Genomic DNA, 21,479 nt, shown 5'->3' with positions numbered 1-21,479 from the left:
GCAAGACTGTTCCATTTAGGTGCAGTCTTGTTGCTATAACATCACCGCGTTGCCAACAGCTATTGATCGGCAAAACAGTACCGGACGACAATTCGTTAATAAATCTTAAAAGAACGATTACTTGATCGATAATTCTTTAAATTTACGCAGGCGAATTAGTTTTATAATACAATTTGAGCCGGAATTTAATTCTTAAAATGATACATTTTAATCAGACAGTATATATGTTTAAACAGTTGTTAGTTTCGTTGATGTTGGTGTCCGTGTTGGCCTGTGGATCGAAACCGAGAGTAAGTCTGAAAGAGGAGGAAACGTTAAAACCTTCCGCTCAGCATGAAGTCATTGCGAAAGAGGTGGCCAATATTTTAGAGAACATCAGCTATAAGAAAGTAGCAATGGGTGATTCGATATCCAATATTGTTTTCACCAACTTATTGAACAGTGTGGATATGGGGAAAGTGTATTTATTGCAATCCGATATCGACGATTTCGAACAATATCGCAATTCCATTAGCCAAGATTTCAGAGAAGGTGATTTGTCGGCTCCTTTCTATATGTTCAATCAATATGCGAAGCGTTACATTGAGAGCATGGAATATGCACTGTCTCAGGTGGACGTAGAACATGATTTTACGAAGGATGAAGAATACATCAACAATCGCGAGAAATTAGGATGGTTCAAAACGAAAGACGAATTGAACGATCAATGGCGTAAGCGTGTGAAATATGATTTGTTGAACCTAAAGTTGATCGGAAGCGATACAACCAGCATGGAAAAACACAAAGATGTATTGCGTTCTCGTTATAAAAACTTGATTTCTCAGGCGAAGAAGATTGATGCTAACGAGGTATTTCAAGTTGTTATGGGATCGCTAACGGATGCGGTCGATCCTCATACCACGTATTACAATCCATTCTTTGCGCAAGCTTTCAACGAAAGCATGTCCAATACGTTAGAAGGAATCGGTGCACAGCTAATGTTGGAAAATGAGACAGTGAAAATTACGGATATCGTTGCTGGCGGTCCAGCATTCAAGGATAAGCGCTTAAAAGTGAATGATCGTATTATCGGTGTCGCGCAAGGTGATGGTGAATTCGAAGATATCGTAGGTTGGCGTTTAGATGCTGCGGTATCGAAAATCAAAGGTCCAAAAGGAACAAAAGTACGTTTGCGTATTATCCCGGCAGGTCAGGATATGACTTCGCAACCGAAAGTAATCGAGTTGACGCGTGATAAAATTGTTCTTGCGGAAGGTTCTGCGAAATACGAAATCAAGGATGTTAAAGGCGATGATGGTGCGAACTACAAAGTTGGCGTAATTAGCTTGCCTAAGTTCTACATCGATTTTGATGCGGTTCGTCGTCGTGATCCGAATTATAAAAGCGCAACACGCGATATCCGCTACATTTTGGATACCTTGAAGCAAAAGGATGTTCAAGCCGTTGTTTTGGATTTGAGAAATAATGGCGGTGGTTCTTTGCAAGAAGCGATCGAACTTACCGGATTGTTTATCGATCAAGGTCCTGTAGTGCAAGTGAAAGATGTGCGCAACCGTGTGGAAATCAATAGCGACCGCGATGCGGGCGTTGCATGGGATGGGCCGCTCGGCGTAATGGTAAACAGATTCTCGGCATCTGCTTCGGAAATCTTCGCTGGAGCGATTCAAGATTATGGTCGCGGTTTAATCCTTGGTTCAACGACCTTTGGTAAAGGAACTGTACAATCGGCTTTAGATATGTCGCGTTTCATTAGTACTACCAGCCGATTATTGTTGAAGGCTTCGGAAGCAAATGAAGATGTAAAGAAAAATGAGAACGTCCCTGCTGGCGCTCCTGAGTTCGGACAAATTAACGTTACAATGGGCATGTATTACCGTGTGAGCGGAAGCAGTACACAGCACCGTGGTGTGGAAGCTGATGTGGAATTTCCATCTCAATTTTCAGCAGATAAATTTGGTGAAAGCTCCGAGAAATCAGCGTTACCTTGGGATTCCATTAAACCGGCGTCGTTCAAACGCGTGGCTGATTTGAATGATGTAAGCAAAACGTTGAAAGAGAAGCATGAAAAACGCATTAAGAAATCGCCAGCTTATGGCTTCTTATTAGAAGATATTAGGAAATTCAATGAGGAAGATTCTATTCCGAAAGTGAGTTTAAACGAAGTGAAATTGAAAGCAGAACGCGATAAATTTCGCAAGGAAAACCGCGATCGCATCAACGAGCAACGTAAGTTCTTAGGTATGCCGTTGTGGGAAGAAGGAAAACCGCAACCTCAGAATGAGTTTGACTTCATCTTGGATGAAAGCTTAACAGTAATGACAGACTTCATCCGTATGAAGCGTTAATAAAGTATAATCGCATTAGGAATGCGAAAAGGCCGATTTACTCAGTTTGAAGTAAATCGGCCTTTTTTATGTTAAGGATTTGTTTTCGTCTAGAATTGTTGGACGATTGGAAAGGAAAGATGGGTTGGTTTGTAATTACTAAAATTTGCCGTCTTTCCGAACCCGAGGAACAAGCGGTGAAGCAATCTAATGTGATAAGTTTTTAACGCTGATATTCAGAATATATGTATGGTTGAAAGATCGCTTTGTCGTACCTCCGCGCGACGATGGCATTGCTTGGTATCACAATCCGATTTTTGTTCTTAACGGATTTACTTTCGTCTAGATCGCCGCAGCCGGAACGTCAGGTCGGGTTAGGCTCGCTTTAAAATATTTAACTTTATAGACAAAACTATCCATCTTCGAAAATTGCCGCCTCAGCGGATTGGCATTAGCACCGGGATCCACGAATTTTTCTTCGAACTTTTTCTTGATAAAAAGTTCATAAAAATCAAGACTGCATTCCTCATCGCTATCCTTCCTCACCAATCCTAAACAAAAGTAAACTCGCTACGCTCAAACAAACTTTTGTTCTTAACGGATTGACTTTCGATCGGACGACGCAAACGGAACGCTAGGTCGGTTTTAAAGTCCTAGGAAGTTGGTGTTCGAAAAAAACTTTACCTAAGCAAGAAAAGCGTCTTGGCGAACCCGAGAAACGAGCGGAGAACCAATCTCACATGACCACAGATTCTCATATTGAACTTGAACTTATCACCCATCCGATCCATCTTCGGAAATTGCCACCTCAGCGGATTGGCAATAGCATAGGGATGCACGAACGTTGTGCCAATACGGTCAGCGGCGAGTTTAGCTTCGCTGAGCACTCCGTGGTTTTGCATACTTTTTTCTCAAAAAAGTATGAGCCTGCACGGCTCGAGTGCATAATTTTAAAACTGCTTTGTCATACCTCCGCGCGATGACGGCGGAGCTTGGTATCACAATCAGATTTTCGTTGGTACGAACCCGAGGAACGAGTGGTGAAGCAATCTTCCAACGCTAGCTTTTATGAACTTCCTTAAAAAGTAAAAGCCTGCGCGGCTAGAGCGCAAAAGAGAAAGAATTAAAACAATTGCTCACGCAATTTCCAATACGCTTCCAGTTCTTTTTTTGCTTCCTCGAATTTGGAAAGCCCTAAATAAACCTCGCCTTTCTTGTCGTGGATAGCTAACGATAATAAATCGTCTTTATCTTCTGCTGCAATATTTTCTGCACGCTCAAATTCGGCTAACGCAACTTTGTAGTTCTTCTGAGCAAGTTTAGACGTTGCAAGCATGTATTCAATTTCTCCCAACTCCTTCGTAAAGTTTCTCGATTTTGCCAAATCACGCGCTTGAATTAGAAACCATTGTGCTTCGGTGTGTTTATCGTGCATCTGATAAATAGCTGCAAGCTGTTGCCAAGCTAATACCTTACTTTGCATCGCTTTCGCACGATTATACAATGGAATGGCCTTGCGGATAATAGAGTTTTCCGCCAATTTAAAGTCTTTTAAATAAGCCTGTACCAATGCAATTTTTACCCAGGAATCACCTTGTTCTGTCAATCCGCTTCGCGTGTCGTAATTTGCTAGCAAGCGCTCATGCTGCTCCGCAGCTTCGCGATAATTTTGATTAAATAGATAAGCATCCGCTAAATTTCTACGCAGACTCAACATATCTTGTTCTGCACCGGTATCCATATCTACTGCGCCGATCAGTAAACCGATAGCTTGCTGCACTGATTTTTTGTTGAGCGATTGCCACGCGTATTCGTTCAATAGGGCAGCAGCCAATGCACGATTGCCATAAGATTTTTCTTGATGTACGGCGTGATTCCAATCTTCGCTGGTTGCAGGTAATGGGTTGTATGTTTGCTCAATCGATCCTTTTCTGCTGGTAAATCGGAAATCAGCGAGCACTTGTTGGAATTGCATCGCGCGCATGATTGAATCTTGAAACGGCTTTTTATCCGCGTAATCGTCGCGCAGGATTTCTTCCTCGCTACGCGGCGGTGGTAAATTGTACACACGCGGACCGACTCCATTGAACGCTGCATTATATTTCGTCGCATGCGGTGCAGAATCTTTGTTCTGCGCATAGCTCAGTCCGCTTACGAAAAGCGCACCGATTGTGAAAACTAAAGTATGTATCTGCTTCATCGTTGTTTTACTAATATACGAAAGTCTGCAACAACTCGGCAGGCTATCTCCATTTGTGCGTCAATGCGGAGGAATTCTGCTAACTTAGTCTTGCAAATTGAAAGGAGTAAGATGGCAACGAGAATACCTTTAGCGGAACGGATGCGCCCAAAAGCGCTTTCCGAGTATATTGGGCAGGCGCATATTGTGGGAGACGGTGCGGTATTATACAATGCGATCAAGCAGAAAAATATTCCGTCCATGATTCTTTGGGGACCTCCCGGAGTTGGAAAAACAACTTTGGCCCTGCTGTTTGCGAAGGAAATTGATCGTCCGTTTTTTAGTTTGAGCGCGATCCAATCCGGCGTAAAGGAAGTGCGTGAGGTAATCGAAAAGGCACGCCAGCTTTTTGAATTTAACCAAGAACAACCCATTCTATTTATTGATGAGATCCATCGCTTTTCTAAATCACAACAAGATTCTCTGTTGGGCGCTGTAGAGAAAGGATTGGTTACTTTGATCGGTGCGACGACGGAAAATCCATCTTTTGAAGTGATCAGTGCTTTGCTATCTCGATGTCAGGTTTACGTGTTGGAAGCACTTTCTGAAGAACAATTGGTTTCTATTGTTCAGCATGCTTTGACTACGGACGAAGTTCTTCGGGAACAAGATTTGAAAATTAAAGAATACGAAGCTTTATTGCGGTTGTCTGGCGGTGATGCGCGGCGTTTGCTAAATGTGTTGGAGCTGGTTGCGCAAGCTGCTTATCAGCAGCAGGTCGTTATCGATAACGATTTTGTGTTGAAGCAGGTACAGCAGAATATGGCACGTTACGATAAGACAGGTGAACAACATTACGATATTATTTCGGCGTTCATTAAATCCATTCGTGGGAGCGATCCCAATGCGGCGGTGTACTGGTTGGCGCGCATGATTGCCGGAGGAGAAGATCCGAAATTTATCGCGCGGCGATTGTTGATTTTAGCATCCGAAGATATTGGCAATGCTAATCCAAACGCTTTGCTGTTAGCAAATAACTGTTTTCAGGCTGTTAATGTAATCGGTTGGCCGGAATCACGAATTATCCTTTCACAAACCGTTACCTATTTGGCCAGCTCGGCAAAGAGCAACGCCTCGTATGAAGCAATTAATCAAGCGCAAGCTTTGGTGAAACGTACAGGTGATCTATCCGTTCCGCTGCATCTACGCAATGCGCCAACGAAATTAATGAAGGAGTTGGATTATGGGACGGAATACCAATATGCACATGCTTTTCCAGGGAATTTCGTCGATCAAGAATTTATGCCGGATGGACTTTCCGGAACCACATTATACGACCCCGGCCGCAATGCGGCCGAGGATAAGCTTCGTCAGTCCCTTCGTGATAAGTGGAAAGACAAGTACGATTATTAATAATCGCTTAGAATAATTTTTCCGGATAAACACCGTCCTTTATCAGTTGAGAAATGCTTTCCTGAACGATTGGTTTATCTTCTTTATAGGTTACGCCGAACCATTTCGACGAAGTCGGAATTACTTTGAAATCTGCTAAACCATGCTTTACCATGTAATCGGGAATAGTCGGAATGAAAAATTCTGATTTCGGATTGTCGGCGTTATTCTCCACAAAATCTGGAAATAAGCCTTCGGCAACGCTGAAAATATGTGGTGTGAATCCCCAGAAATTCATCGATACGCGCGTGTCGAAATCTAATTCGTTTTGTACGCCATCTTCTTCGTAAACGATTTTCGTATCGTTCGCTTCGTCTTTAACATAGTAAATATTTGTGCGCTCCGTCACCGATTTCAAATTGCCTTGCTCGTCCACTTCGCAAACACCGCGTGAAACATAACCATAGTCTGACATCGTATTGCCCAATTGGAAGCCCATCAGTGCCATGTTTTTGTCCGAAACATCCTGTGTTAGGAATTTTGCCATCTTGTCGAAAGCATCAAACCCGTAGAAATCATCCGCATTGATGACGCAGAAGTTTTCTTGCACTTGCTCTTTCGCGCACATCACGGCATGCGCAGTACCCCAAGGTTTTGTACGTTCAATTTTACGATTTACTCCAAAGCGACTTAGGTCAAAATTTTGAAAAGCGTAGGCTACATCAATTTTACCTTTCAGTTTTTCGTCAAAATTTTGGCGCATGATTTCCTCAAATTCTTCGCGAATAACGAATACTACTTTTCCGAAACCGGCACGTATTGCGTCAAAGATGGAATAATCAATGATCGTTTCTTTGTGCGGACCGAAGCCATCTACTTGTTTTAAAGAACCATAACGGCTGGCCATTCCGGCAGCAAGCACTACGAGGGTGGGTTTGTTCATGATGTTTATCTCTATCGTTTTAAACTACCTTTCAATAAAAATACCAAAGATAAAACTTTATCCTACGGGAAATGAATTTTGTTAATTTTGTTCAGAGGATCAAATCATTCTACCGCTTTCAAACATCTTTGGCGATAATTTTGTTAAAACTGATATGGGGAGATTACAAATGAGTGGTTTACCCAATGAGCGAAGAGAACTTTTTACAGAGAAACAATTAAAAACTAAATAGAGATATTATGGGAAATAAGGCGTTAGAAGAAAGCTTCGACGAGATTTTAAAGGGCAATAAAGATTGGGTTAATTTTGTAAAAGAAGATCAATCCGGCATTTTTAAACAGTTGGCTAAAGGACAAAGTCCGGATATTTTATGGATTGGCTGTGCAGATAGTCGCGTGCCAGCAAACGAAATTACAGGCCGAAAGCCGGGTGAGGTTTTTGTGCATCGTAACATTGCTAATATGTGTGTACACTCAGATATTAGTATGTTGTCGGTACTCGATTATGCAGTTAACGTTTTGAAAATTAAGCATATCATCGTTGCTGGCCATTATGGTTGTGGTGGTGTAGCTGCGTCGTTGAGCCGCAAGCAGTTCGGTATCATTGATAACTGGTTGTGCCATATCAAGGATGTTTACCGTTTGCACGCCGAAGAAGTGGATGCCATCCAAGACGAAGAAAAGAAAGTCGATCGTATGGTGGAATTGAACGTAAAAGAACAAGTGTTTAATTTGTGTACAACATCTATCGTACAGAACGCTTGGAAAAACAAACAGGATTTGGCTATTCACGGTATGGTAATCAACATCGGAACCGGAGAATTGATCGATCAGGATTGTACTTTCGATTCTAATGAAGATTTAGGTAAAGTATTCGCTTATCAATAGGATTGACAGCATTTTAGCGATTTATATTCCAAGGCGAAGCATTAAGTTTCGCCTTTGTTGTTTATCTGCGGATTTCTCCAGCATGCGTAACGGATACGGCATACGGATTAGCAAATTGATCTAAAATAACCGCAAATTCGCCGCGGGTTATCGGTCGATTAGCATCATATTCGTTTCCAAATCCAAATCTATTGGTCCATCCTTCCTCAATTTGTCGATTTACTTCCTTTCCGCGCGTACTTACAAACTTGACCAGCTCAATAGCATCTTTCCACGATAGCCATTCGCCTTCGTTATCCAAGAACCAAAGTTGGCTGCGCGAAAAAAGTTGAGTCATCGCTGGTTGAATCTCAGCGTAGCTGACTTGCTTATCTTGCTGAAAATGATTATTCTCCGTGCTAAATATTCCCGTCAAGAAAATTTTTTCCAAGCTTTTGAAATGTTTGTTTTCCGTGGAAACATCTGCCGTCGGCAGTAGTCTGACACGGTACGTCAATAGCTCCGATTGGAGTTTGCGGACATCAATTTTATCGGCTGCTTTTTTGAAAAAGGCGGAATAAGCGGCCGCTCCGCCAACCGCTTGTGCATACTGCATGCGCAAAGCGATGTTTTGGTTGTTGGATTCTAAACCATTCAGGCATTTCAACGTGAAAAAATTGTTTTTGACGGGCTCAAGAAGTTCGGATGACAGAAGTTGATGAACGTTTCCTTGATCTGTTCCGACAGCGAGGATTGTTCGCTGTGATGCGAAATCCGAAAAGTTGCTGACGGCGGTCGTACTTTCGCCTTCTTGCAATCGATCTTCCAATGCGGTGCGGCTGACCAATTGCTGGGTTTGCGATGCGTCGACGATCGCGTACGGAGCATATCTTTTTCGATCGCTTAATAGCACTTGCCAACCACGTTTTCCAAGTTTTATTTTCTCTATAGTTGTATTTTCTAAAATCGTTAGCTTGGACAAGCCTGAAAGTAACGCATTCGATGCTTCCGATAATTGAATGGCGGTAAGTTGTTTTTTGACTTCTTGCGCAATGCTATCGTTCGGCGATTTGTGTTTGGCTACATCCATCAGCAACTTCATCCAAACGCCACCTTCTAAATTTTGTTCGCTCCGTGCCAATTCCTCAAAATCAATATCCCAAATTGCATCTATTTTTTGAGGTGTAACCCACAAGGTTGGAACACTAGATAATGCGCTTTGCACAGCCGCACTAACAGCTTCTACGCTTTCGCCATAAACCAACAACGTTGGCTTTTCTTTTCTTTGCGCAAACAAGCAAATCGGTAAAAAGAAGAAGGCAAGAACGTATAATTTCCATTTCATAAGTATCCGCATTGAGAAAATAAAGTTCACGATAAATAGCGGTTTAATCAATAGTACATATAATCGGCGAATTGTATAAATTTGCAAGATGTTAGAGGAAGAAAAATCACTGAATTTTATCGAAGAGATCATTGAGGAGGATCTGCGCGAAGGGAAGCATGGCGGTCGAGTATTGACGCGTTTTCCGCCGGAGCCGAATGGTTATCTTCACATCGGTCATGCCAAATCTATTTGCTTAAACTTTTCCATCGCAAACAGATATCAGGGTAAAACCAATTTGCGTTTTGACGACACGAATCCGGTTACGGAAGATGTTGAGTATGTAGAAAGCATTAAGAAAGATATTCAGTGGTTGGGATTCCAATGGGCGGAGGAATTGTACACGTCCGACTATTTCGATCAATTGTATGCGTTTGCTGTGGAGCTTATTCGCAAGGATTTGGCTTACGTAGACGATAGTACAGCGGAGGAGATTGCTGCATCTAAAGGTACACCGACAGAGCCGGGTATTCCAACACCTTATCGCAGTCGTTCCATCGAAGAAAACTTGAAGCTTTTCGAAGAAATGCGTGATGGTATTTATCCGGATGGAGCAAAAGTTTTGCGTGCTAAAATCGATTTGGCAAATCCGAATATGCACTTGCGCGATCCATTATTGTATCGCATTAAACATGCAAATCATCACCGCACGGGCGACAAATGGAAGATTTACCCGATGTACGATTTTGCCCACGGGCAGTCGGATTCTATTGAGAAAATCACTCATTCGATTTGTACGTTGGAATTTATTCCACACCGTCCTTTATACGATTGGTTGATCAATAAGTTGGAGATATTTCCGTCTAAACAATACGAGTTTTCGCGTTTGAATCTGAATTACACGATGATGAGCAAGCGCAAGTTGTTACAACTGGTGAACGAGAAGCTTGTTGAAGGTTGGGACGATCCGCGTATGCCGACCATCTCCGGGTTGCGTCGCCGCGGTTATACGCCAGCCAGTATCCGCAATTTCTGTGATCGTATTGGCGTGCAAAAACGCGAGAATATGATTGACGTAGGTTTGTTGGAATTCTGCATTCGTGAGGATTTGAACAAAACGGCATGGAGACGTATGGCGGTGCTGGATCCAATTAAATTGGTGATTACCAATTATCCGGAAGGACAAGAAGAAACTTTGATCGGAGAAAATAATCCGGAAGTAGAAGGCGGAGAAGGAAGTCGAGAAATTCCATTTTCGAGAGAACTTTGGATTGAACGTGACGATTTCATGGAGAATGCACCGAAGAAATTCTTCCGTCTTGGTCCAGGTTTGTCAGTTCGTTTGAAACATGCGTATATTGTGGAATGCCACGATTTCGTGAAAGACGAATTCGGTAACGTAACGGAAGTGCACGCAACGTATGTTCCAAATTCTAAATCGGGAGCAGATACGTCCGGATTGAAGGTAAAAGGAACGATTCATTGGGTTTCCGCGCCGCACGCTAAAACGGTGGAAGTGCGTTTGTACGACCGTTTGTTTCAAGATGAAAATCCGGCAGCAGCGGAAGATTTCCGAACTTCAATCAATCCGGATAGTTTGAAAGTCGTGGAAAAAGCATTCGTTGAACCTGATTTGGCAAATGCTGAACCGGGCAAAGGATACCAATTTCTGCGCATAGGTTATTATACGCTAGATACAAAATCTACACCGGAACATTTAGTGTTCAATAGAACGGTAACGCTTAAGGATTCTTGGGCGAAAGAAGTGAAGAAAGGATAGTTTTTAATATTCTTTGTTATTTGATATTCAAGGCACCGCAGTCGTGGTGCCTTTTTGATTTTTAATTAGGAATAAATCACTTCGTCGAATCTCGTCGTGATGACGAGCTAGTTTGCGCTTTTTCGGTTTGCCACTAGGAAGATCGGCATTGCGAATCCGAGGAATGAGCGGTGAAACGATTTTATTTCAAACTTTTCTTGATAAAAGTTTGGCAAAATCAAGACTGCATTCCTCCTTGCTATCTGTCCAAAAGAAATCCTAAACAAAAATGCACTCGCTTCGCTCAAACAGATTTTTGTTCTTAACGGATTTACTTTCGTCCAGATGACCGCAGTCGGAACGCTAGGTCGAATTTGTTTGTCGGCATTCTGACCCACTTAATTATCCAACCACCAACCATCCATCTTCGTCAAATGCCGCCTCAGCGGATTGGCAATTGCATAGGGATGCACGAACGTTGTGCCAATACGGTCAGCGGCGAGTTTTTGCATACTTTTTTCTCAAAAAATTATGAGCCTTCGCGGCTCGAGCGAATATCTAAAATATCAACCTTCTGAACTCCTCAACCATATTACCTCCGGTACCCTACTCCAGCAACCTTCTATATTTCTTATCCATCGCTTGCACTTGCGCTAACAATTCCGGTTGTTTGGCTTCCTGTAATATTTCCTCGTACAAAGCCAACGTACTCATGCCAATGTGTAAACTGCGAACGTCCGTGTCGCCTTTTGTATTATACACCGATAATTTTTGATCCATATCTGCGGACAAGTAAGCCAAATTTTGTGCTAACATCGTGTTTGCTTCATCTTGCTGTTTCGTTTTGTATAACGTGTCAATTACGACGCTGTTTTGGTAAGCCTGCACGGTGCTGCTTACATTTTTAGGACGTTCTTGATAAGCAATGCTAGCTACCTTTCCGGCTTTTTCCATTTCGTTGTTTTGTATCAGTTCCTCTAAGGCCGTTTGTACTACATCTGGAAATAGGAAGTTTTCATAAATAAAACGAGAGTCCGTATCTACATGATTTAGATTTTTGACATTTCCCCATTGCATCTTTTGAGTTATATTCGCATACAAACTGTCTTTGTTAACCAAGGTAGATTTACCCTCAACTTGTCCACGTTCAACGGGCATCAAGCGGTGTACCAACCCTTCGGAAACTAAATACCTGTCCAAGCCCATTGTATGTTCCTCCGGCATTCTCGAAAAGAAATATACGGGGCGTTCCCAATTATTGTTGACCAACAATGACATCAAGCCCAATTCTGCTCTCGAAACATAGTTTTTGTTATACGTCCACTGCAAAACGTTGGGAATACTATCTTCCTAAGCTTTCGGCACGGCTTGGTTTGCTACGACAGCGTCTTTATCAATCGCTAATTGGAAATTCTTGGTTGGTAATATGTTCGCGTACTGTCCATTTTGCATTTGTACTTGATTGCTTGGATTGTCGGACAGCATAATTTCCAGCAATGTTTTTACATCGACAGGTTTATTAATGTGCATGTCGACGAACATCAATCCGTCTCGAACTCCTTTGGCGATTTTTTGCGGTTCGATGTCAATCGGTAAACGCGCTAAATCAACTTGATCGTTCATTAATTGCTTCAAATACCAATCCGATTGTAGATAACCAATATTAATAACCCGAACATCGCGGCGAACGCCTTCTACTTCCTGAAGGTACCACAACGGGAACGTATCGTTATCGGTGTAGGTAAACAAAATAGCGTTTGGAGCGCATGATTCGAGGTAATTACTGGCCATGTGTTTCGCCATTGTTCGATCGGATCGGTCGTGATCGTCCCAATTTTCTTTAATCAAGAGTGTTGGCGCAGCAAGTAAACAAACGGCAGTTGCAGACATGGTTGCCCAGCGTAGCTGAACGCGTTTTCGCAATATTTCTGTGATACCCAAAACGCCCATTCCGATCCAAATAGAAAACATATAAAATGATCCTGCATACGCATAATCGCGTTCTCTAGGTTGCAGTGGCGATTGATTCAGATATAACACGATGGCAATTCCGGTGAAAAAGAAGAGTAAACTCAACACCAACGCATCTCGTTTATTTTTCCGGATATGCCAAATTAATCCGGCGATCCCCATGAGAAGTGGTAAGAAGAAATAGGTGTTTCGCGATGGATCTTTTGAGAGAATTTCATCCAAAGATTGTTGTCCGCCTAGTCGCAGATCATCGATGGCAGGAATGCCCGACAGCCAATTTCCACTGAAAGCTGTTTGCGTTGGGTTCGGCGTATCATTCTGCCTGCCGACAAAATTCCACATAAAATACCGCCAATACATGTGGTTGAGTTGGTAATCGACAAAGAAGCTTAAGTTATCACGTTGCGAAGGCGATTCCCCATCTTGAAGCGACAAATAGCTTTGATAGAAAGAAGCATGACGGTCGCTCCAAACGCGCGGGAATAACATTTCGTTATCGTATGTGTATTCTCTGCCGGAAAAAATGGAAGTGTACTTATCAGCATCTTTGCGGTAGAATGTCTGATCTTCCACATCAATAGCTTGTGCGTTAAATGCTGGTCCTTTAAATAGCGGCTCGGACGGATATTGCTCTCTCGTTAAATAACCATAAAAAGAGAAAACGTTATCCGGCGTATTGTTATTCAACGCAATTTCCGTTTGTGCGCGAATCGGTAATAATACATAAGAACTGTACCCAAACAACACAAAACATACACCTAAAATTGCGGTATTTAAGATCGGCTTATTCCGTTTTTGCGAAATACGAAGCCCGTAAACTAAAGCTCCGATAGACAGAATAGCAAAAAAGGTAATGCCGCTTCCGAATGGTAAACTCAAAGAATTGACAAAGGCTAAATCAATGTAAGCAGCAATTTTTACGGAGTATTGGATTATTCCCCAAAGGATTAACCCCAACGCGCCAACGCCGATCAATAAGGTTTTGGTAATTCCTTTCCAATCCGTTCTGCGGTTCACTTCAAAATAAATCAACAAGGCAATTGCTGGAATCGTCAATAAATTCAACAAATGTACGCCGATGGATAATCCCATCACATAAGCAACGAGTAGCAACCATCGATTGGAATCCGCTTGTTCTGAGCGATGCGCCCATTTCAGCGCTAGCCAAACAACAGCTGCTGTACATAAAGACGACATGGCGTAAACCTCTGATTCCACCGCCGAATACCAAAATGTGTCCGTGAATGCATACGCTAATGCTCCGATAGCTCCTGCGCTCAATATTTGGAAACTGGTTATCCCGTCGGGCGTTTCGTTGCGTTTCACCATCACCTTACGAACCAATGCGGTGATTGTCCAACATAGAAAAACGATCGTCATACCGCTACATATAGCGGATCCAACATTCATCCAAAAGGCAATTTTGCTTGCATCGCCCCCTGCCAGATTACTGAAGATATTTTGAATCATCAGGAATAACGGTGCTCCGGGCTGGTGGACGATTTGCATTTTGTATGCGGACGCGATGAATTCGCCCGTATCCCACCAACTTGTGGTGCTGTCAGCAGTCAATACGTAAACTCCGGTAGCCAGCAATCCGCAAAGCCATCCAATCGCGTTATTCCATTTGTTGAAGTTCATAGATAAGGTCAGTTTTGATCAATGAAAATACCAAATATTATCATGCTAAATCGATGGTTAACAATTCTTAACACTATTGCGGATATCCCAAATTTCGGCTACATTACAACTGTTATGAAGAAGCCTGTTTTGGTGATAAAATTTGGTTCGGCAGCGGTGACGAATCAGCTTGGCGATGTCGATGAAAGGATTATTTTGGAGATCGCTCGGCAGACTGCGGTTTTACAAGAAAAATATAATATTGTGCTGGTTTCCTCCGGTGCTGTGGCGGCCGGTAAACGGTTCTTACCCAAATATCGCGGAACACTTTCCGAACGCAAAGCAGCCGCGGCGATCGGGAATCCACGTTTGCTACAAACTTATGCGACGTATTTCAAACCATTTCAAATTGCTTTGGCACAAAGCTTATGCGAACGTCAACATTTCGCCAATCGGGATCAATTTCTCCAATTGAAAAATACATATGAAACGCTATGGCGAAATAATATCATTCCGATTGCGAACGAAAATGATGTGGTGAGCAATCAGCAACTGAAGTTTTCGGACAATGATGAATTGGCTACTTTAATTGCCGTTGGTTTCGGTGCGGAGAAATTGTTGTTTAGCACTTCCGTTTCCGGCGTGTTGGATAAAGATGGCGTGGTGGTTTCGGAAATTAAGAAAGTGGACAGCGATGTGCTCGGGTTGGCACGCACAGATAAATCATCCGTTGGATTAGGCGGCATGACATCGAAGCTGAACTTTGCGCGCTTGGCAAGTCAAATGGGTATTGAGTCCGTAATTTTTAGTATGAAAACCGAAGACGGTTTGCTGAAAGCGATGAAAGGGGAAACGGGGACAACATGTCGAGCGATAAATAATCGAATTTCCTCTAAAAAGAAATGGATGGCATCTGGAAGTTTGATTTCCGGGAAGTTGAAGTTAGATGCTGGGGCGATAGAAGCGATAAAAAAGCGAAGCAGTTTGTTGGCGGTTGGTGTGAAGCAGGTTTTGGGTGAGTTTGTTTCAGGTGAAATTTTTCAGATTGTTGATCATCAGGATGTTGTTGTTGCGGTGGCGAAATCCAAGGTCAATTCTGTTGAAATTGAGCAGCAAACCGGAAGAAAGAATGTGGAAGTTGCGCACGCAGATGATATCGTCCTGCTATAATATTTGTTGACATTCGAATTTATAATCTTACCGAAAAAGCGTAAAAATATGCACATTTGCTTCGGCACGTTTATGCTATACATGACATGGGAATACGAGTAGAAAAGGATACGATCCTGAATTGGATCAATGAGATGGGAAAGTTCTTGCGGTTGATCGTTGAGAAGTGGGAGAGTGGTTTGCAATCGTCGGAGGATGATGCGGAAGTTTCTGCCGGATATTTGGCATTTTTTGGTCTGGAGAAGAGTTTTTTCCAAGAGTCGGAGATCGCTGCATTGAAAGATTATGCAGATAGCAGTTTGCAGGATGAACAAATCCGACCTTTGGCTTTACTGTTGATGTACGACGGATTTATTAGTGCCGACAAATCTTTATTAGAAAAGGCGAAAGCATTATTGGGACACCACGCGGCCAAAACGGGAAGTTTTTCCTTCGAAGATTTCGATCATTTGGCAAAGATTGATGCTAAGCTGAAAGAGGTTTAAAAACCTCTTTTCAATCGTTAACGCAATATCTCGCGTGCAATAACCAAGCGCTGTATTTCGGATGTACCTTCGTAAATCTGCGTAATCTTCGCGTCGCGCATCAATCGTTCTACGTGGTATTCTTTTACATATCCATATCCGCCGTGTATTTGAACGGCTTCAACCGTATGCTTCATTGCTACCTCCGAAGCATGCAGTTTTGCCATCGCAGCTTCTTTCCCATAAGGCAGCTTCTGATCTTTTGTCCAGGCCGCCTTGTAAGTAAGCAAGCGCGCAGCCTCAATCTCTACTTCCATATCAGCTAACTTAAATTGTATAGCTTGATGGTTGCTTATTGGCTTTCCGAATGTTTTCCGTTCCTGAGAATAAGCAACCGATAAATCGTATGCTCCCGCTGCAATGCCTAGCGCTTGAGCTGCTATGCCGATTCTTCCGCCATCCAACGTTTTCATAGCAAACTTAAATCCGAAGCCGTCTTCGCCGATGCGGTTTTCTTTCGGAACTTTCACGTCGGAAAACAACAACGAATGCGTATCCGAACTGCGAATTCCCAGCTTATTTTCTTTCGGCCCAACTGTAAAACCTTCCATGCCTTTCTCAACAATCAGGACATTGATTCCTCGATGACCCAACGAAGCGTCCGTTTGCGCAATAACCAAATAAATGTCTGCATTTCCACCGTTGGTGATCCAGTTTTTAGTGCCATTCAATAGATAATGATCGCCGCGATCCTCTGCGGTAGTATGTTGCGACGATGCATCGGAGCCAGCTTCCGGTTCGGAGAGCGCGAACGCGCCAAGTTTTTCGCCGATTGCTAATGGCTTTAAGAATTTTTGCTTTTGCTCTTCCGTGCCATATTCATTTAGCCCCCAAAGTACCAAAGAATTGTGCGCCGAAAGGATCACCGCGGAAGAAGCATCGATCTTGGCAATCTCCTCCAAAACTAACACATAAGCCAGCGTATCCAATCCTGCGCCGCCATAAGCTTCCGGTGTCATAATTCCCATAAATCCTAAATCCGCCATTTTCTTCATGAAATCGTGCGGAAACTGCGCTTTTTCATCTCGCTCAATTACGCCTGCTTTTAGTTCTTGGGCGAACTCGCGGGCGGCGTCACGAATCATAATATGTTCTTCGGACAATTTAAAGTTTATCATAATACTTCCGTTGGTTTACAATCAAATATAAAATAATTTGTTATGCTGGCATAATAAAAATGGAGAATTGCTGGCGAGACAATCTGTCGGCAATCCGTAAAATTTGACAAACAAGTTTGGGTTAAACTTTGTTTATAGTATAAAATCTAGTACATTGGTAGATATTATCAATTAAAAGGAAGGAGTTTATTATATGAGTTTAAGATTAGGCGATGAAGCCCCAAATTTTCAGGCACAAACTACGGTTGGCGATATTGATTTTTACGATTACACGGCGGGAAGCTGGGTGGTTTTATATTCCCACCCTTCAGATTACACGCCAGTTTGTACCACTGAGCTGGGACGTACTGCGCAATTGAAAGATGAGTTCGAAAAGCGCAACGTGAAGGTTTTAGCGCTGAGCGTTGATTCGGTTGAAGATCACCACGAATGGATTAAAGACATCAACGAAACGCAGAATACGAACGTGGATTTTCCGGTTATTGCTGATAAAGATCGTAAGATTGCGGAGTTGTATGATATGATTCATCCGAATGCATCTGCTACAGCTACCGTTCGTTCCGTTTTTGTAATTGGTCCCGATCATAAAGTGAAATTGACGTTGACTTACCCAGCTTCTACGGGAAGAAATTTTCAAGAGATCTTACGTGTAATCGATTCACTGCAACTTACTGCGGATTATTCCGTAGCTACGCCAGCGGATTGGAAGCACGGAGAAGATGTAATTGTCGTTCCGGCAATCAAAACAGAAGATATTCCGGCTAAGTTTCCGAAAGGACATACCGAAATAAAACCGTATTTGCGTACAACACCGCAACCGAATATTTAATATTCGATAACGACGGAAATTATCTACATAGAAAAAGGCCATGTTTCAACGAAAACATGGCCTTTTCTATGATTTAGAACAATTGTTCTATTAATATACCTTAACGATGTAGATGTAGTCCTGTACTTTTTTGATTTGCTCCGTACGGCTCATCGCAGACATGGAGTTTTTATCATTAAGGCTCACATCACCTTTCAAAACATCTGCCGGAATGTCCTTTAAGGCATTCATTAGCGCCTCTGTTTTGATTGCAAATCCGGCGCCGTCAATTCCTTTTTGTTTACCGGAAATAATACCGATAATATTCCCGTAATGGTCGAATACCGGACCTCCGCTATTGCCTGGATTCAATGGAATGGATATCTGATAAGCCAATGTATCTCCGGCATAACCGGTGGAAGAACTTAAATAACCTTCACCATAAACAGCTTCGTCGCGCGGATAACCAATAGTGAAAATGTCATCGCCTAAATCCAAATCTTGACTGCGGAACGAATAAGGAATGTTTTTGTTGGGTTTGAATTCGCCATCGCTAATATGTAGAATAGCCAAATCTTTCTCCATATCCTTATAGATAATATCCGCTTTATAAGAATTGCCTTGGCGATTTTGTAGATGAACAGAATCGGCATCATTCACTACGTGGTAATTCGTAACAACATAACCATTCTTGTTTAACAAAAATCCGGTTGCTCCGTAATGAATGGTAGGTTGTTCGTTTTGATTATTGTTGATTTTTTTGATAGCTGTGTGCTGTGCGTTTACGTTGCGTTTCACGTTGTTTACCTCACGGCGCAACGCGCTATAATCGGATGTGGTTTTCTTAATGGTCGAAAAATAGCCCGTGCTATATAAGGTAGCCAGTGATGATATCACAGCTACAACCGCTGCTGCAACGCCGTTGATGCGTAAAACATTCCACATCTTCTTGACAATTCCTGGAGAACGGTATTCGTGTTCGAACACTTGATCCAATGATCGTTTGAAGTCGGCGCGTCTACTATGTAGCTGCATCTGCTCGACGAACTTTTGATGCTCGACAAACTTTTCCTCAAATAATGGATTTTCCCGACGGAATGCGTCGAAACTTGCGCGCTCTTCCTGCGTAAGTTCGTTGGACAGATATTTATCTGCCTGCTCCAAAAACTCCTGTAAGCTCCATTTGCTCATCTCACTATCCTTTTTTGGGTCTGCCAAACTATTTTAAAGTGCATTGCTAAAGAATAACTTCTTTAGACGTTGCAAACATTTGTATTTCTGTGTTTTGGCATTGTCCGTGTTTGTATAATCAAATTTGTCGCATATATCCTGCATGGATTTATTATTAATATAAAAATCCGTCAGTATACTTTGACAAGGTTCGCCTAACAAATGAAGTGCGTTTTCCATTTTCTCAAACCGCTGCTCTTGCTCTTCGTGCAATTGCAGGTCGTCAGAAACGTCGATTTTCTCTTCGTACCCATCTTGTTCGATGGATATATGTTTGCTGGATTTCTTGCTGAGTTGTTTCAGCCAAAGCCGTCGACAAACTGCATACAAAAATGTCTTAAGCTTGCTTTCCAGCACAAACCCTTCGCCGGTAACCTTATCAAATAATACCATTACCGCCTCCTGAAAGATGTCTTTCGCTTGATCTTGCGAACCATTGTTATTGATAATCATGTGTTCCACGTAAGGAAAATGCAATTTATATAACTGCAGTATCGCGCGATTGTCTTTAGCAGCCAATCCCTTTAAAAGGCTCAGATCATCGATCTCTTTCGGCAATATGTTTCTGATATTACTCACTTGTTAATACGTAACTTCCCTAAATAGTAACCCACCTTTGCACAACTTTTACGATTTTTAACGAATCGGATAATTCTTACATCAAACCTACTCTTTTTTTTGAAATAAGCGAGGTACAAAAATAGTTTGTTGAAGATAGATTTTTGAACAGTAATCCAATGTTCCTTATCAAAATTAAACGGATAATTGCTCTTGATATTATTTGCAGTCCTTTAAAGCAAAGTTAGGGATTGTATTGCTTCTAGATCTGATCGCGACATGGAGTATTTCAAGCATCAAAGGATGCTCTCTGCTACGCGTAATTTTAAGATATGCAGAAGATGGCGTCTGATAGCTTGAACTATCAAACCTCCATTACTACCGTACTAATCGCGCTTATTGGTAAGCACGGTCGTGTTAAGATTGTATCTGGAATGTGCGAAATTTTGTAGCCGTTACAGGATAGTCATCTATCGCTGTGTTTGGATTTATGCATACGAGCGGCGATAAGATTCGCTATGCAACCGCTTCTATGTTGAGTAACTTGTAAGTTTGTTGTTTGTAAATACTGATCTTTTGCTCAAAGTCCTTCGCTGTCGACGCGACACTTAAATAAAAATACGCTCCGTCAACTAACGCAAAAATCAAATCCGTCGTCACACTTGGCTCTGCAATATTAGTAATCTTGTGTTCATTACAAAGCTCGATAAGTGATTCTAATTTCGAGCGCAACATGTCCGTCAAATCCTTGTACATGGCCTTTACTTTTCGCTCTCGAAAAGTAAGCGCATAGCAACTGTAGAAAAGTCCATCGTCAAACAATCTGTTCCACTTTTGCGAGAACAAATCATTGATCATCTTATGTAGCGTGTTTTTTATCTCAGCGTATGTATCTGTTTCCGCATATTGAAACATTAAAGAATATTTTTCTAATATATACTCGATCAATGCGAGGGTTAATTCTTCTTTCGTTTTAAAATAATGGATGACGAGACTAGGATTGATGTCCATTACGGTAGCAATTTTTGCAATGGAGCAGTTTTCTAGCCCTATTTTTTTGCGACTTTGTAAAAAATTTTGACGATTTCTAGTCTTCTTGTTTCTTTAATACTTTTTCTACCCATAATAATTTAACGTGAGCGGCATCCGATAAAAAACACTCATGCTACTTAGTGTGCGGATCAATATTTTTTCCTCTTCATGAACCGATTAATGGCAACACTAAGTATTTAATAATAAAATGATGTTCCTTTTGTATGTAAATATAGCTTTAAAGTTTCGAAGGGCATATCCCATTGAGAGGAATTTATAGGATATTATTAGACTTATCTGCATTAAAAAGCGGTTGCTCTACATCCAGTTCTTCGAGAATGTCATGTAGTTTGAATGACCATTTGATTATTTTTATGGTTCAATTTCCTTCATAACAAGATGTGTACGCGATCCTTGCTTTTATATCGAATAAATGTAATTTTGATGAAAACAGCTTGTTTCCATAGAGCAGGATAGTACAGGATAGTAAATGATATCAGACTATTTCTAACCTATTTTTATTTCACTTTTTGTTGCGAAATTTAATGTCGTGTGAGAAATTTTGCTTCTGTGGATTTTTAAAAATATGGATCGGATAAATTTTGCTGCGCTAAAATTTTCCTTTTTCATGTGCTCATACAATTCTTTGAGAAGACAGCTT

The 21,479-nt window shown here is 41.9% G+C and carries 16 protein-coding genes; 7 read left to right on the top strand and 9 right to left on the bottom strand.

The annotated features are described in order from the left end of the window. Positions 1–224 precede the first annotated feature (224 nt). Entirely contained in the window at positions 225–2,345 is a 2,121-nt protein-coding gene (locus tag ACFSQ3_RS13630; RefSeq protein WP_380870116.1) for a carboxy terminal-processing peptidase, read from the top strand. 1,102 nt (positions 2,346–3,447) lie between these two features. Here ACFSQ3_RS13630 and ACFSQ3_RS13625 read toward each other — a convergent pair. Then, on the bottom strand, positions 3,448–4,524 hold the full coding sequence (locus ACFSQ3_RS13625) for a tetratricopeptide repeat protein (RefSeq protein ID WP_380870115.1): 1,077 nt from the start codon (positions 4,522–4,524) through the stop codon (positions 3,448–3,450). Between the two features lie 111 nt (positions 4,525–4,635). Here ACFSQ3_RS13625 and ACFSQ3_RS13620 point away from each other — a divergent pair, with 111 nt between their 5' ends. Beyond that, a complete protein-coding gene (locus ACFSQ3_RS13620; protein ID WP_380870114.1) occupies positions 4,636–5,916 on the top strand; it encodes a replication-associated recombination protein A in 1,281 nt (426 codons plus the stop codon). A 7-nt stretch (positions 5,917–5,923) separates the two neighbouring features. Here ACFSQ3_RS13620 and ACFSQ3_RS13615 read toward each other — a convergent pair whose 3' ends face one another. Then, positions 5,924–6,838 (bottom strand): nucleotidyltransferase family protein, encoded by a 915-nt coding sequence (locus ACFSQ3_RS13615; RefSeq protein ID WP_380870113.1) that lies wholly within the window; start codon positions 6,836–6,838, stop codon positions 5,924–5,926. A gap of 239 nt (positions 6,839–7,077) precedes the next feature. Here ACFSQ3_RS13615 and ACFSQ3_RS13610 point away from each other — a divergent pair, with 239 nt between their 5' ends. After that, the gene (locus ACFSQ3_RS13610; protein ID WP_380870112.1) at positions 7,078–7,725 is read left to right on the top strand and encodes a carbonic anhydrase; all 648 of its coding nucleotides are present in this window, start codon (positions 7,078–7,080) and stop codon (positions 7,723–7,725) included. A 61-nt stretch (positions 7,726–7,786) separates the two neighbouring features. On the opposite strand, the gene ACFSQ3_RS13605 is transcribed toward ACFSQ3_RS13610, so the two are convergent. After that, positions 7,787–9,049 (bottom strand): hypothetical protein, encoded by a 1,263-nt coding sequence (locus ACFSQ3_RS13605; RefSeq protein ID WP_380870111.1) that lies wholly within the window; start codon positions 9,047–9,049, stop codon positions 7,787–7,789. Positions 9,050–9,137: 88 nt separating this feature from the next. Between ACFSQ3_RS13605 and ACFSQ3_RS13600 the strand changes: the two genes are divergently transcribed. After that, positions 9,138–10,808, top strand: coding sequence for a glutamine--tRNA ligase/YqeY domain fusion protein (locus tag ACFSQ3_RS13600; protein ID WP_380870110.1), 1,671 nt, complete (start codon positions 9,138–9,140; stop codon positions 10,806–10,808). A 585-nt stretch (positions 10,809–11,393) separates the two neighbouring features. Here the strand turns inward: ACFSQ3_RS13600 and ACFSQ3_RS13595 are convergent. Together ACFSQ3_RS13595 and ACFSQ3_RS13590 are read right to left on the bottom strand one after the other, a co-directional pair. After that, positions 11,394–12,116: a hypothetical protein gene (locus ACFSQ3_RS13595; protein WP_380870109.1), complete on the bottom strand. Its 723-nt coding sequence runs from the start codon at positions 12,114–12,116 to the stop codon at positions 11,394–11,396. Positions 12,117–12,137: 21 nt separating this feature from the next. Next, on the bottom strand, positions 12,138–14,399 hold the full coding sequence (locus tag ACFSQ3_RS13590; protein WP_380870108.1) for a glycosyltransferase family 117 protein: 2,262 nt from the start codon (positions 14,397–14,399) through the stop codon (positions 12,138–12,140). Positions 14,400–14,513: 114 nt separating this feature from the next. Between ACFSQ3_RS13590 and proB the strand changes: the two genes are divergently transcribed. Next, positions 14,514–15,548 (top strand): glutamate 5-kinase, encoded by a 1,035-nt coding sequence (gene proB, locus ACFSQ3_RS13585; protein ID WP_380870107.1) that lies wholly within the window; start codon positions 14,514–14,516, stop codon positions 15,546–15,548. Between the two features lie 86 nt (positions 15,549–15,634). Continuing rightward, positions 15,635–16,033, top strand: coding sequence for a hypothetical protein (locus tag ACFSQ3_RS13580; protein ID WP_380870106.1), 399 nt, complete (start codon positions 15,635–15,637; stop codon positions 16,031–16,033). Positions 16,034–16,050: 17 nt separating this feature from the next. Here the strand turns inward: ACFSQ3_RS13580 and ACFSQ3_RS13575 are convergent, their stop codons facing one another. Next, the gene (locus ACFSQ3_RS13575) at positions 16,051–17,187 is read right to left on the bottom strand and encodes an acyl-CoA dehydrogenase (protein WP_380870180.1); all 1,137 of its coding nucleotides are present in this window, start codon (positions 17,185–17,187) and stop codon (positions 16,051–16,053) included. A gap of 196 nt (positions 17,188–17,383) precedes the next feature. On the opposite strand from ACFSQ3_RS13575, the gene ACFSQ3_RS13570 reads away from it, so the two are divergent. After that, positions 17,384–18,019: a peroxiredoxin gene (locus tag ACFSQ3_RS13570; protein ID WP_380870105.1), complete on the top strand. Its 636-nt coding sequence runs from the start codon at positions 17,384–17,386 to the stop codon at positions 18,017–18,019. 90 nt (positions 18,020–18,109) lie between these two features. Here ACFSQ3_RS13570 and ACFSQ3_RS13565 read toward each other — a convergent pair whose 3' ends face one another. The 3 genes from ACFSQ3_RS13565 to ACFSQ3_RS13555 all read right to left on the bottom strand — a co-directional run bounded on the left by ACFSQ3_RS13565 (position 18,110) and on the right by ACFSQ3_RS13555 (position 20,797). Beyond that, entirely contained in the window at positions 18,110–19,189 is a 1,080-nt protein-coding gene (locus ACFSQ3_RS13565; protein ID WP_380870104.1) for a S1C family serine protease, read from the bottom strand. Between the two features lie 33 nt (positions 19,190–19,222). Next, on the bottom strand, positions 19,223–19,807 hold the full coding sequence (locus ACFSQ3_RS13560; RefSeq protein ID WP_380870103.1) for an RNA polymerase sigma factor: 585 nt from the start codon (positions 19,805–19,807) through the stop codon (positions 19,223–19,225). A 495-nt stretch (positions 19,808–20,302) separates the two neighbouring features. After that, complete coding sequence (locus ACFSQ3_RS13555; RefSeq protein WP_380870102.1) at positions 20,303–20,797, bottom strand: TetR/AcrR family transcriptional regulator; 495 nt, start codon at positions 20,795–20,797, stop codon at positions 20,303–20,305. Between the last annotated feature and the right edge of the window lie 682 nt (positions 20,798–21,479).

Source organism: Sphingobacterium corticis (assembly GCF_042684745.1).
GTDB lineage: Bacteria > Bacteroidota > Bacteroidia > Sphingobacteriales > Sphingobacteriaceae > Sphingobacterium > Sphingobacterium corticis.
Note: the sequence above shows the minus strand (reverse complement) of the source record. Positions and strands in the feature narration are given on the sequence as shown.